Genomic DNA, 12,497 nt, shown 5'->3' on the forward strand with positions numbered 1-12,497 from the left:
GGGTCTCGTCGGCCGTCGCCGGGTCGACACAGACCCGGCGGCGCACAGGGGATCGGCGCGGGTGCGGCGCGGGGCGTGTCAGTGGTGGGTGACGAAGTCGATCACCTGGCGGTTGAACTCGTCGGCGTGCTCCAGCTGGGCCCAGTGGCCGCAGCGGTTGATGAGGTGGACGCGGGAGTCGGGAATGCCGGCGGCCAGGAAGAGGGTGGATTCGAAGGAGACCACGCGGTCGTCGCGGCCGTGTATCAGCAGCGCGGGCGCGGTGATGTCCGAGATCTTGTCCAGGTCGATCCAGATCGGGATCGGGGCCTTCGGAGCGGCCGAGGCGATGTTGCGCAGGTGCTCGGGACGCTTGAGCGCGGCCTGCGAGCGGAGCTTGCACAGTTCCGGTGTGGCGAAGCGGGCCTTGTCGTAGACCATGATCTCGACGAGGCGGCGCATGCCCTCGGGCGTCGCGTCGGTGAAAGTGTCGTACATGATCTTCAGGCCTTCGGTGGGGCCGCCGCCGGCGCCGAAGAGGATCGGCTTCATCCGCAGTGGCGCACCCATGGTTATGAGGTGGGAGACGCGCTCGGGGCGCTCGGCCGCGAGCCGGAGCGAGGTGTGGCCGCCCATCGAGTTGCCGACGAACGCCGCCTTCTCGATACCCAGGGCATCGAGCAGCTGGCAGGCAGCCTCGACGTGGTCCAGCGTGGCGAAGTCGACTGCGTCGGAGTCGCCCCAGCCCGGCATGTCCGGCGCGATCACGCGGAAGTGCTTCGAGAGCGCCTCGATGTTGGGGGAGTAGTTGCTCCACCCGGTCGCCCCGGGGCCGCCGCCGTGCAGGAGTACGACGGGGTGGCCTTCGCCGGCCTCGTTGTAGTGGATCTTGAAGTCCGTGGTCTGGACGTACCGGGAGATGTCGTTCTGCTGCAGGGCCATCAGTGGGCTCCTCCGGTGTTCTGGTTGGTGGACCGAGACTGGCCGAGCAGGTCGCGCACGACCTCCGGCGGGCGGTGGCCCCAGCTGTGGAGGCGGTCGAGTGTGCGGACCTGCCAGGTCTCGTCGTCGATGAGCAGGCCGCCCCAGCCGTACTCGACCGAGAAACCGGAGGGCGTGCGGACGTAGAAGCTGAACATGTGGTCGTTGGGGTGCATGCCCAGCGTCATCTCGAAGGGCTGCTTGGCGTCCATGCACCGGTCGTAGGCCAAGCCCACGTCACGGATGTCGGTGACCTCGAGCATGAAATGGTGGGTCTTCTTCGGGTGCGGCATGTCACCGAACGCGACGCTGTGATGGCGCGGGTTGCAGTGCAGGAAGATCAGGTCGGCGATGATGCCCGGCGCGAGCTCCTGGACGATCATGTCGCTGATCCTGAAGCCGAGCAGGCCCTCGTAAAAGGCCATGTACTCCTCGCGCGCGACGCCCTTGGAGAGCATCACCTGGTGGCCGGCACCACCGGCACCGGTGACGAACTCGCCGAGCAGGAGGCCGGAGGCGAACGGGGTGTCGGCGTCCGCGAGACCGGTGACCAGCTCGATGCGGTTGCCCATCGGGTCCGCGACCTGGACCAGGCGCTCGACGCGTCGCGCCGCGGCCAGGTCGGCCCCGCCCTCGGCGACCTCGACGCCGGCCTCGGTGAGCCTGGCGACGAGCTCGTCGAGGGACTCCGCCGACTCGACCTCGTAGCCGCTGACCACCAGGTCGTCGGCCGGTCCCTCGGTGATGATCCAGCGGTGTGCCTTCTCGTCGGTGCGCAGGGTGAAGCCGTTGTCATCCTTCTGCCCCAGCTGCATACCGAGCAGCGTCACGCCGAAACGCTCCCAGTCGGCGAGGTCGCTGACCTCGTACACGACGTACGCGAGCTCCTTGACACCGGTCATGGGTGTCTCCTTTCACTGACCGACCGGGCGCACGGGGGCCCGGCCGGGATGGAGATTGAGAGAGGTCGTTCAAGAGAGGTGGGGTCGAGGGCTTGGGCGGTGCGTGGCCCGGTCGGCGTCGCCCCTCGTCGGTGCAGCCGCCGGGACGCCATGCCTCTCGTCGGGCCGCACGGCCATCAGGTGCAGGGCGACCGTCCGGACGCGGCAGGAGTGCGCCGGCGTTTACACGAACGGCATGCCGGGAGGGCGAACCAGCGCTGCGGCCGATGGCGACTCGTCCCGCCCGGCTTTGCGCCCGAAGGTGAGCGGCACGGGCCGATCAGGGCCGAACCGAGGAGTGCCGGGCGTTGTTCATGAAGGCGGGCCCACGGCGCCGAAGACGTCGCCGCACACCCGCTGCGGCGACATCCGGCCGATGACGGCGGCCTCGCCCCGCTCAAGCTGGGGCATACCGATCTCCAGTGACCGTTCCAGAAGAATCGGATCGATCGAGGCATCCAACGGTGGTCACTGGCTGGACCATTATTGGACCGATCGATCCGTCTAATAATGGCTACGCTCACATGCGTACGGCCTCACGTCAAGAGCGTGTGCAGCGCGGTTTTCCGACGACGGTCGACCGGCGGACAGGCCCTAAAATCTGAGGAATGAAGAGGGGAACCACAGCCCAGAACGGCAACCGGCGCGGGCGGCGCTCCAGGGAAGAGATCCTTGACGCCGCGGCTCACGTCATGTCGCTGCGCGGGTACGCGGGCACCTCGATCTCATCGATCATCGCCGAGACCGGGCTGCCGAGAAGTGCGATCTACTACCACTTCCACTCCAAGGGCGGACTGCTCTCGGCGGTGATGGCGCGTGGTGCCCATGAGTTCTTCGCCGCCATGCGCGCGGCGCACGCGCACCCCCCGGAGGGGGGCACGCACCGCGAGCGGATGGCCTGGTACATGAACCGCACGGCCGAGGTCTTCACGGCCAGGCCCGAATTCCTGCGGCTGCACATCCTGCTCATCATGAGCGACGAGGCCACGGAGGCGGAGGTCGCCGAGATGAACCGGCAGGTGCGCGCCGAGGGCCGCGGCTACATGCGCGTGATGATCTCGGGGGCCTTCGCCGACGAAGGCCCCGAGATCGCCCAAGCGGTCGCCGAGGAGCTCGACCACTTCGCGATCGCGGGCTTCGACGGGTGCTTCGTCAACGCGCAGTGCGACCCTGCGTGCACCGTCGCCTCCCAGATGGCCCGCCTCACCGACGCCATGGTCGCCCTCGGCGAGGCGGCGGTCGCCCGCTACAAGGCGTAGCGCGAACCGGACCCGGCCGGGTGCTGGACTCCGGGCGGCGATGCGCCGCCGACAGCGGGCGCGCGAGCCCGAACGGGTCCGCACCCGACCACCGTCGCCGCCTCTCCGTGAAGCGGCGTTGAGTGTCAGTATCATGGATTCCGTCTGAAAAGTGAATCGCCCTGATGCCGGTAGCGGTCGGGCGGGTGTGGTCCGCGTCGGGAGGTGTCGGGTGAAACCGCGGTCGTTGGTGTTCGATCTGTTCGGCGACTATCTGCGCTATCGGGGCGGGGAGGTCAGGCTGCGTGCGCTGGTGGCCCTGATGGCCTGCTTCGACGTCCCGGAGGCCACCGTGCGGGTGGTGGCGGCCCGGATGCGCAAGGAGGGGTGGCTGGAGAGCAGGCGCGAGGGCCGGGAGACGGTGTACGTGCTCACCGACGCGTCCTGGGGGCTGCTGGACGAGGGGCGGGCACGCATCTTCGACCGGGTGCGGGGCCCCTGGGACCACCAGTGGCACATGGTGGTCTACTCGGTGCCCGAACCGGAACGGTCCCTGCGGGAGCGGTTGCGCAAGAAGCTCGCCTGGTTCGGTTTCGGCCCGCTGTCCTCGGCGGTCTGGCTGAGCCCGCACGACCGCACCGATCAGGTGCTGGCCGCGTTCGCGGACCAGCCGGCCGTCCGGCTCGACACCTTCCGGTCCAGGTCGGCCGGGCTGGCGGCCGACCTGGACATCGCCGCGCGGGCCTGGGACCTGGAGCGGTTGGACGAGGACTACGCCGCGCTGCTGGAGGTCTACCGTCCCCGGCTCCCCCGTTACCGCGCGGGCGTGCTCACCGGCCGCGAGGCCCTGGTGGAGCGCATGCGGCTGGTCCACGACTACCGCCTGATCCCCTTCCGCGACCCGGACCTGCCGCCGGAACTGCTGGCGACCGGGTGGCACGGCGGGCCCGCGCACGAGGTGTTCCTCGAAGCGCACGGCCTGCTCAGGGCTCCGGCCGAAGCGTACGTCGACGAACTGATCGCGGTCGGCTGAACCAGCGGCCGAACCCCACGGCACGGCGGACCGGATCCGGCCCGCGCCGGGCGGGGGCCGCACGGGCACCCCGTGCCTGGGCCCCCTCCGGGCACCGGGCCTGCTTTCGGGCGCCGTGCGCCCGGCCGCGGTCCGGCCTGCGTCAGGCGGGTACGGGTGCGCCGGCTCCGGAGGCGGTCGGACCAGGTGTCGATCGAAGATAGGTGTCACTCTCTAGACGGTCGTTGATGGCATGTTGTACGTTGCGCCGAGCGGTGTCACAGCTGGTGCCGCTCGAACCGACGGGGCTCCACCCGCCCCGCCCCCGCGTCTCACCAGGGGAAGTAATGCGCATAGCTGTAGCCGGCGGTGGCCCGGGAGGGCTGTTCTTCGCCACCCTCCTCCGCCGGATGGATCCCTCGATCGAGGTCACCGTCTTCGAACGCAACAAGGCCGACGACACCTTCGGCTTCGGAGTCGTCTTCTCCGATCGCACTCTGGCCGGTATCCACGAGGCGGATCCGGTACTGCGCGAGGCCCTGGACCGGCACGGCCGGCGCTGGGACGACATCGAGGTACGACTGAAGGGCGAGCGGATCCGCTGCGGCGGCAACGGCATGACCGCGGTGGTCCGGCGGACCCTGCTCACGCTCATGCAGTCCCGCGCCCAGGAGGTCGGGGCCGAACTGTGTTTCTCCACCGAGGTCGGACTCGACGATCTGGGCGGCTACGACCTGGTTGTCGCCGCGGACGGGACCGGCTCACGCATCCGCGAACAGCTGGCCGACGACCTCGGCGTGCAGGTGGAGTCAGCCACGGCCAAGTTCATCTGGTTCGGCACCGACTACCTCTTCGACGGGCTGACCTTCGTGCACGAGCGGGGCCCGCACGGCGTCTTCGCCGTGCACGGGTATCCGATCTCCGACACGATGTCCACGTTCATCGTCGAGACGGACGAGGCTTCCTGGCGCCGCGCCGGGCTGGACGGGTTCGACGCCACCCAGCCGGCCGGTGTGAGCGACGTCGTCTCCAAGGAGTACGTGGAGAAGCTGTTCGCCGAGCAGATCGACGGCGGGCGGCTGCTGACCAACAACTCCCGCTGGGGCAACTTCCATACGCGCCGCACCCGCCGCTGGCACACCCTGGCACCGCGGCCGGTGGTGTTCGTCGGAGACGCGGTGCACACCGCGCACTTCTCGGTCGGATCCGGTACGAAGATGGCGATGGAGGACGCGATGGCCCTGGCCCGCGCCCTCACCGACCATTCCGGCGACCTCCCGGCCGCACTCGAGGCCTATGAGGAGGCCGCGCAGCCGTCGGTCCGCAGGATCCAGGACTCGGCGCGGCCCAGCTTGTCGTGGTGGGAACACTTCGGTCGCTACCACGACGTCTTCGAGCCCTGGCAGTTCGCGTACCACTTCCTCACGCGCAGCATCAGTGACGCCCGGCTCGCCCGCCGCGCCCCGGACTTCATCGACGCCAGCCATCGTGCCTGGAGCGCCGAGTACACCACCGATCCGCTGGCGACACGGTTCGAGCGGGCCGGCTGGGCGGCCCCCGGCCGGTTCGTGGAAGTGGCGACGGACGCCGACGGCACGCCGACCGCGGTGCACGGCACCGAGGAACTGCCCCTCGCCGCATCCCCCCTGCCCGGGCGCTGGGGTGCGCTGCTGGCCGCCCCCGGCACCGAGGCCGGTCTGCCCGAGGCATGTGGCAGGCTCGCGCGGTTCGCGGCGCTCCCGGATCGCGACCGGCCCGTACTGGCTGCGGTGTACGGCGGTACGCCGCTGACCCGGACGCTGCTGTGCGAACAGGCCCGGATGGCGGAGAAGCTTCCGGCCCTGCTGATCGAGCCGGACGCCGACCGTGATCACGGCGTGACCACCGTCCTGTCCGGTCGCGCCGACCTCGTCGGAGTACAGGCATGACCGAGACCGTCTCCCCGCTCCCCGTGACCGGCCCCGCCTCCGCGGCCGCGCGGCCACCTGCTGCCGCCCGGACCTCCGCGTCCGCAAGCCCTTTGACGCCGTTGTTCGCACCGCGTGGCATCGCCGTCGTGGGTGCCTCCCGCAGGCCGGGCAAGCTCGGTGCCGCGCTGGCCCGCTCGCTGTCCGGTTTCGCTGCGGGGGGCGGCCGTCTGGCGCTGGTCAACGGCCGGGACGAGACCATGTACGGATCGATCCGCGCCGCTGCCGACGACGGCGGCCCGACCGACCTCGCCATGCTGTGTGTCCCCGCTCCCGCCTGCCCTGACGTCCTGGCCGCGGCCGCGGCCGCCGGGGTCCGTGCCGCCGTCGTCTGCGGCGGCGGATTCGCCGAGGCGGGCGGGCCCGGCATCGAGTACCAGAGGCGGCTCGCCGACATCGTCGCCGAAACAGGCATCCGGCTGCTCGGCCCCAACACCAGTGGTTTCATCTCCCCGCGCGCCGGGGTCACCGCCAGCTTCGTGCCGGGCGCGGCCGAGATCCCTGCGGGCCGTGTGGCGGTGGTCGCGGCCAGCGGCGGGGTCAATCACGCGCTGGCGTTCCTGCTCGCCGAGGCCGGACACGGCGTCAGTCTCGCTGTCGGCCTCGGCAACGCAGTGGACGTCACCGCCGCGGACGTCCTGGACCATCTCGCGGACGATCCGCACACCTCGGCCGTCGCGCTGCACATCGAGTCGGTCGCCGACGGCCCCCGGCTGGTGGCCAGCATACGCAGGCTCACGGCCCGTCGGCCGGTGGTGGCCCTGGTGGTCGGACGGCACGACGTCGGCGCGTTCGCCGCCTCCCACACCGGTGCCCTGGCCACTTCCTGGCGCACCACCCGGGCCGCGCTCGCTCAGGCCGGAGCGGTGGTCGTGGACGACGAGCGGGAACTGGTGGACGCGGTCTGCGCACTCGCGGTCACCCGTGCCCGCCTGTCCGCCGATCCGGGCGTGGGCGTGGTCACCGCCCAGGCCGGCCCCGGCCTGCTGCTCCTGGACGACTTGCGCGGCAGGCGGGCCAACGTCCCCGAACTGACCGCCGCGACACAGGAGACGCTGGCCGGGCTGCTGCCGCCGCTCACCTTCCAGCGCAACCCGGTGGACACCGGACGCCCCGGACCGGAGTTCGGACGTGTCCTGTCCGCCGTCAGCGCCGACCCGGGCATCGATGTGATTGCCGGATACGCCCTGCACGAGCCCGATGCCGTCGACCTGGTGGCGGCCGTGCAGAACGCGCGGCTGGGTGACGTCCCCGTGGTGCTCGGCGTCGGCGGCACGGGTGAGCAGGTCACACGCACCCGGCGAGCCCTGGTCGACGGCGGGTTCGCCGTGGCCGCCGACCCGCGCGGCGTCGCCGCGGCGACGGCCGCACTGCTCGCCGATGCCCGGGCTCGCGCAGCCCACGCACGGGCTCACGAGGCGAACGGCCGAGCCCCGGCGGCCGACGCTCCTGCCCTCCGCCCCGGACCCCGGGGCCACGGCACCGGCACCGGCGCCCAGGACCGCATCCGCACAGAACCACTCGCCGCCGCCCCGGCTTCCGTCGTCCTCGCTCCCTCCTACGACGAACACCAGGCGAAGCAGTTCCTCACCCAGCTCGGCATCTCCACACCGCCGCGCCGGGCCTGCGAGGACCGGGCCTCGGCCCACGCCGCCTTCGCGGAGCTGGGCGGCGACGCGGTGGCGGTCAAGCTGCTCGACAAGAACGTCCTGCACAAGACGGAGATCGGTGGCGTCCACCTCGGCATCACGACCCCGGACGGCCTCGACGCCGCGCTGGACGCCCTGGAGGCGATCGGCGCCCGTCGCTTTCTGGTCGAGGCGATGGCACCGTCCGGTGTCGACCTGATCGTCGGCGCCCGCCGCGACCCTGTCTTCGGTCCTGTCGTCCTGCTCGGGCTCGGCGGGACGACAGCGGAGGCCCTCGCCGATGTCGCGATCCGCACAGCCCCCCTCTTCTCCTCCGAGGCCGCCGGCATGCCGGACGAGCTGGCGGGCCGCGCCCTGTTCGCCGGGTGGCGCGGCGGCCCCGCGCTCGACGGTGAGGAACTGAGCCGGGTCCTCGTCGCCCTCGGCGACCTGCTCGTAGCCCATCCCACGATCGATGCCGTCGAGGTCAACCCGCTGCGGCTCACCGCCCACGGACTCGTCGCGCTGGACGCCGTGATCACGCGTAAGGAGGCCGACGATGCCAAGCCCTGTCTCTGACCACGTCATTCCCTGGCCGCAGGACGAGGCGGCGCGGTACGTCGCCGAGGGCTACTGGGCCGGGGCACCCCTCGGTCACCTGCTGCGGGCGGTAGCGGACCGCATCCCGGACGATCCCGCCCTCGTGGACGTGGTGGCCCACGCCGGCACCGGCGTGCGGCTGACCCACGCGGAACTCGCCGCACGGGCCGACGCGGCAGCGGTACGCCTCCTGGACCTCGGCATCCGCAAGGGCGACCGGATCATCGTTCAGCTGGGCAACGGCTGGGAGTTCGTCGTCCTGACCCTGGCCTGTCTGCGGGCGGGCATCATCCCCGTCATGGCGCTGCCCGCGCACCGGCGCAGCGAGCTGGGTCACCTGGCCGTTCACGCCGAGGCCGTCGCCATCGCGGTGCCCGACGTCATGCGGGACTTCGATCACCAGGCTCTCGCCCATGAACTGGCCGACGAGGTCCGGACGGTCACCGGAGCCGAGTGGCGGGTGCTCGTCGCGGGGAACGACGTCGCGCCGGACAGCATCGACCTGACCGCGCTGTGCGCGGCGCCGACGGACCCCGCGGCCGACCGGGCACACCGGGCGCGGCTGGACGCCGCCCCGCCCGGCAGCCGCGACGTGGCGCTGTTCCTGCTCTCCGGCGGTACGACCGGACTGCCCAAGCTCATCTCCCGCACCCACGACGACTACGCCTACAACGCCCGAGCCGTTGCGCGGTGCGCCCAGGTGGACGGGACCACCGCGTATCTCGTCAGCATTCCGGCGGGCCACAATTTCGCGCTGGCCTGCCCCGGCATTCTCGGTACGTTGCTCGCCGGCGGACGTGTCGTCACCCTGCCCTCGCCGGAACCGGTGCGGTCCTTCGCCACCATCGCCGCCGAGGGGGTCACCCACACGGCAGTCGTCCCGGCGGTAGCGGGCCGCTGGCTCGAGTACGCCGCCGAGCAGGGCGTGGAGCAGCTGGCGAGCCTGCGAGTGCTCCAGGTGGGCGGCGCGCGCCTGGCCGACGAACTCGCCCGCAAGATCCGGCCGGTGCTCGGTGTGGCGCTGCAGCAGGTCTTCGGCATGGCGGAGGGACTGATCAACGTCACCCGCCTCGACGATCCCGAGGACATCGTGTGCACCACGCAGGGCCGCCCGGTATGCCCCGCCGACGAGGTCCGGATCGTCGACGAACACGATCGCGACGTCCCCGACGGCGAACCCGGCCTTCTGCTCACCCGGGGCCCGTACACCCCGCGCGGCTACTACCGGGCCGCCGAGCAGAACGCCCGCGCTTTCACGGCCGACGGCTGGTACCGCTCCGGCGACATCTGCCGCCGCACGAGGGAGGGCAATCTGGTCGTCGAGGGCCGCGACAAGGACATGATCAACCGAGGTGGTGAGAAAATCTCAGCCGAGGAGGTCGAGAACCTCGTCTACAGGCTTCCGGCGGTCAGCCAGGTCGCGGCGGTCGCCATGCCGGATCCCGTCCTCGGCGAGCGAGTGTGCGTCTACGCGGTCCTGCGCCCGGGCACATCGCTCACGCTGGAGGAGGTCCGCACCGCGATGGAGGAGATCGGGGTGGCCAGGTTCAAGCTGCCCGAGCGTCTGGTGATCGTGGAGAAGCTGCTGTCCACCAAGGTCGGCAAGATCGACAAGAAGGCCTTGCGGACCGACATCGCGAGCCGCCTCGCCGCCGAACCGGACGGGTGGCCGCAAGAACGGTAGGAACCATCGGGAACATCGCTCCTCAAGGCACCTGATCCGCCCGGCCGCAGCCCCGAAGGGCAGCAGTGACAGGGCGAATCAGGAGGGCGTTCAGTGTGGTGGCGCACGAGGGCCTCTCGGCCGGTGTGGACGGCGCACTCCACACCCAACCCGCGAGGCCCTCACCGTGAACCGGCCGCCCGGCTGCGGGAGTCGACGGTGCGCGGTGCTCTGTTCGCAGCCCGGGTACGGCACCGGTGCGGGCCGCGACGAGCAGCGCTGTCCTCGGAGCGGGAGAGACACAGTGCCTCTGCCCCCGCGCACGAGGTCCGACCGAACGGACTGCCGGCACCGCGATCGACACCGTCCGCCCGGACCAGCGGCGCGGCCTGCCCGCCACCACCGCCGACAACCACCCCGAGCGATGCGGGCGAACATGGCGTAGCCCGCCGGGGCAGGGTCCCGGAAAGTCCCAGAGGTGCCGCCGCACCCCTCCCTGCCTTGCTGAACAGCGGGTCAGACGGGGTGCGGCGGCCTTCGCGCGTCAGATGTCCCGGAAGATCTCGATCTGCGCCCCGATGGTGTTCAGGCGCTCGGCGAGGTCCTCGTAACCGCGGTTGATGACGTACACGTTGCGCAGCACCGAGGTGCCCTCGGCCGCCATCATCGCCAGCAGGACCACCACGGCGGGCCGCAGCGCGGGCGGGCACATCATCTCCGCGGCGCGCCAGCGGGTCGGGCCCTCGACCAGGACCCGGTGCGGGTCGAGGAGTTGCAGGCGTCCGCCGAGCCGGTTGAGGTCGGTCAGGTAGATCGCGCGGTTGTCGTAGACCCAGTCGTGGATCAGCGTCTTGCCCTGCGCGGTGGCGGCGATGGCCGCGAAGAACGGGACGTTGTCGATGTTCAGGCCGGGGAACGGCATCGGGTGGATCTTGTCGATCGGCGCCTCCAGCTTGGAGGGCCGCACGGTGAGGTCGACCAGGCGGGTACGGCCGTTGTCCGCGCAGTACTCGGGCGTGCGGTCGTGGTCGAGCCCCATCTCCTCCAGGACCGCCAGCTCGATCTCCAGGAACTCGATGGGCACCCGGCGCACCGTCAGCTCCGACTCCGTCACCACCGCGGCCGCCAGCAGGCTCATCGCCTCGACCGGGTCCTCGGAGGGCGAGTAGTCGACGTCGACGTCGATCTCCGGCACGCCGTGCACGGTGAGGGTGGTGGTGCCGATGCCCTCGACCCGCACGCCGAGCGCCTCCAGGAAGAAGCACAGGTCCTGGACCATGTAGTTGGAGGAGGCGTTGCGGATGACGGTGACGCCGTCGTGCCGGGCGGCGGCCAGCAGCGCGTTCTCGGTCACCGTGTCGCCGCGCTCGGTCAGCACGATCGGACGGCCGGGCCGCACCGAGGTGTCGACCCGGGCGTGGTACTGCCCCTCGGTCGCGGCGATGTCGAGACCGAACCGGCGCAGCGCGATCATGTGCGGCTCGATGGTCCGCGTCCCCAGGTCGCAACCGCCCGCGTACGGCAGCCGGAAGCTGTCCATGCGGTGCAGCAGCGGGCCGAGGAACATGATGATGGACCGCGTGCGCACGGCCGCCTCGGCGTCGATGGCGTCGATGTCGAGCCGGGCGGGCGGCACGAGTTCGAGGTCGACCCCGTCGTTGATCCAACGGCTGCGTACGCCGATGGAGTTGAGCACCTCCAGGAGTCGGTACACCTCCTCGATGCGCGCCACCCGGCGCAGCACCGTGCGGCCCCTGTTGAGCAGCGAGGCGCACAGCAGTGCCACGCAGGCGTTCTTGCTCGTCTTGACGTCGATCGCCCCCGACAGCCGTCGGCCGCCCACCACCCGCAGATGCATCGGGCCCGCGTAGCCCAGCGAGACGATCTCGCTCTCCAGCGCCTCACCGATGCGGGCGATCATCTCAAGACTGATGTTCTGGCCGCCGCGCTCGATGCGGTTGACCGCGCTCTGGCTGGTGCCCAGAGCCTCCGCGAGCTGCGCCTGTGTCCAGCCCCGGTGCTGCCGGGCGTCACGGATGAGCTTGCCGATGCGTACGAGGTAGTCGTCTGCCATGAGGCTGAGGCTATCTCAGATATGAGATGGGGCATCTCAGGGGGGTCCGTTCGGGTGACGCGCTGTCAACGGCGCCTCGCGGAACGGGTGCGGCGCCACCCGAAAGGTCCCGGCAAATCCACCGATGTCGTACGACGTCCGGTACTGCTGTGCGTGTGCTTCGGGCCGTGCGCACCGCCGGTGGTGATGGACCAGGAATGCCGGTTGATGTTCAGGCGCACTCCCGGAAGGATCCGGAAACTCTTGCGGAACGTGAGGGCCATGCCGTGTCTCCTCCCGTGGTTCGGGGACGTACCGGTCCCCTGTCGGCTGCCCAGGCCCGGCGCGCTCAGTCCCCGGCGTCGACGGCGCGCGGAGGGGGACGTTGTCACCACGTCCCCCTCCGCGGAGTTCCACTGTCCGGGTGCTGTAACG

At 71.0% G+C, this 12,497-nt stretch carries 9 protein-coding genes; 5 read left to right on the forward strand and 4 right to left on the reverse strand.

What is annotated here, in order from left to right; translation table 11 throughout:
• Positions 1-78: 78 nt before the first annotated feature.
• Both VKA29_RS17010 and VKA29_RS17015 read right to left on the reverse strand, forming a co-directional pair.
• Positions 79-921, reverse strand: a complete 843-nt coding sequence (locus tag VKA29_RS17010; RefSeq protein ID WP_324786581.1) for an alpha/beta hydrolase — start codon at positions 919-921, stop codon at positions 79-81.
• Positions 921-1,862 carry a VOC family protein gene (locus VKA29_RS17015; RefSeq protein ID WP_324786583.1) on the reverse strand — a complete coding sequence of 314 codons (942 nt, stop codon included), beginning with the start codon at positions 1,860-1,862 and terminating at the stop codon, positions 921-923. Before VKA29_RS17015 ends, VKA29_RS17010 begins: the two co-directional genes overlap by 1 nt.
• A 647-nt stretch (positions 1,863-2,509) precedes the next feature.
• On the opposite strand from VKA29_RS17015, the gene VKA29_RS17020 reads away from it, so the two are divergent.
• The 5 genes from VKA29_RS17020 (at position 2,510) to VKA29_RS17040 (ending at position 10,030) form a co-directional block, all read left to right on the forward strand.
• Positions 2,510-3,160: a TetR/AcrR family transcriptional regulator gene (locus VKA29_RS17020; RefSeq protein ID WP_324786585.1), complete on the forward strand. Its 651-nt coding sequence runs from the start codon at positions 2,510-2,512 to the stop codon at positions 3,158-3,160.
• Between the two features lie 211 nt (positions 3,161-3,371).
• Entirely contained in the window at positions 3,372-4,172 is an 801-nt protein-coding gene (locus VKA29_RS17025) for a PaaX family transcriptional regulator C-terminal domain-containing protein (RefSeq protein WP_324786587.1), read from the forward strand.
• Between the two features lie 326 nt (positions 4,173-4,498).
• Positions 4,499-6,079, forward strand: coding sequence for an FAD-dependent monooxygenase (locus VKA29_RS17030; protein ID WP_324786589.1), 1,581 nt, complete (start codon positions 4,499-4,501; stop codon positions 6,077-6,079).
• Positions 6,076-8,325, forward strand: coding sequence for an acetate--CoA ligase family protein (locus VKA29_RS17035; RefSeq protein ID WP_324786591.1), 2,250 nt, complete (start codon positions 6,076-6,078; stop codon positions 8,323-8,325). Before VKA29_RS17030 ends, VKA29_RS17035 begins: the two co-directional genes overlap by 4 nt.
• Positions 8,306-10,030 carry a (2,3-dihydroxybenzoyl)adenylate synthase gene (locus VKA29_RS17040; RefSeq protein ID WP_324786593.1) on the forward strand — a complete coding sequence of 575 codons (1,725 nt, stop codon included), beginning with the start codon at positions 8,306-8,308 and terminating at the stop codon, positions 10,028-10,030. The genes VKA29_RS17035 and VKA29_RS17040 overlap by 20 nt, the downstream gene beginning before the upstream one ends.
• A 523-nt stretch (positions 10,031-10,553) precedes the next feature.
• On the opposite strand, the gene VKA29_RS17045 is transcribed toward VKA29_RS17040, so the two are convergent.
• Positions 10,554-12,083: a UDP-N-acetylglucosamine 1-carboxyvinyltransferase gene (locus VKA29_RS17045; protein WP_324786595.1), complete on the reverse strand. Its 1,530-nt coding sequence runs from the start codon at positions 12,081-12,083 to the stop codon at positions 10,554-10,556.
• Positions 12,084-12,148: 65 nt separating this feature from the next.
• Positions 12,149-12,346, reverse strand: coding sequence for a DUF4236 domain-containing protein (locus VKA29_RS17050; protein WP_324786597.1), 198 nt, complete (start codon positions 12,344-12,346; stop codon positions 12,149-12,151).
• Between the last annotated feature and the right edge of the window lie 151 nt (positions 12,347-12,497).

Origin of the sequence: Streptomyces sp. H51 (assembly GCF_035656535.1) — a bacterium.
In the GTDB taxonomy this organism is placed as follows: domain Bacteria; phylum Actinomycetota; class Actinomycetes; order Streptomycetales; family Streptomycetaceae; genus Streptomyces.

Bases quoted from the DNA above. Each gene is read 5' to 3' on its own strand.
- VKA29_RS17050 (WP_324786597.1), bottom strand. From the start codon at position 12,346: ATGGCCCTCACGTTCCGCAAGAGTTTCCGGATCCTTCCGGGAGTGCGC.
- VKA29_RS17015 (WP_324786583.1), bottom strand. From the start codon at position 1,862: ATGACCGGTGTCAAGGAGCTCGCGTACGTCGTGTACGAGGTCAGCGAC.
- VKA29_RS17040 (WP_324786593.1), top strand. From the start codon at position 8,306: ATGCCAAGCCCTGTCTCTGACCACGTCATTCCCTGGCCGCAGGACGAG.
- VKA29_RS17030 (WP_324786589.1), top strand. From the start codon at position 4,499: ATGCGCATAGCTGTAGCCGGCGGTGGCCCGGGAGGGCTGTTCTTCGCC.
- VKA29_RS17010 (WP_324786581.1), bottom strand. From the start codon at position 921: ATGGCCCTGCAGCAGAACGACATCTCCCGGTACGTCCAGACCACGGAC.
- VKA29_RS17020 (WP_324786585.1), top strand. From the start codon at position 2,510: ATGAAGAGGGGAACCACAGCCCAGAACGGCAACCGGCGCGGGCGGCGC.
- VKA29_RS17035 (WP_324786591.1), top strand. From the start codon at position 6,076: ATGACCGAGACCGTCTCCCCGCTCCCCGTGACCGGCCCCGCCTCCGCG.
- VKA29_RS17045 (WP_324786595.1), bottom strand. From the start codon at position 12,083: ATGGCAGACGACTACCTCGTACGCATCGGCAAGCTCATCCGTGACGCC.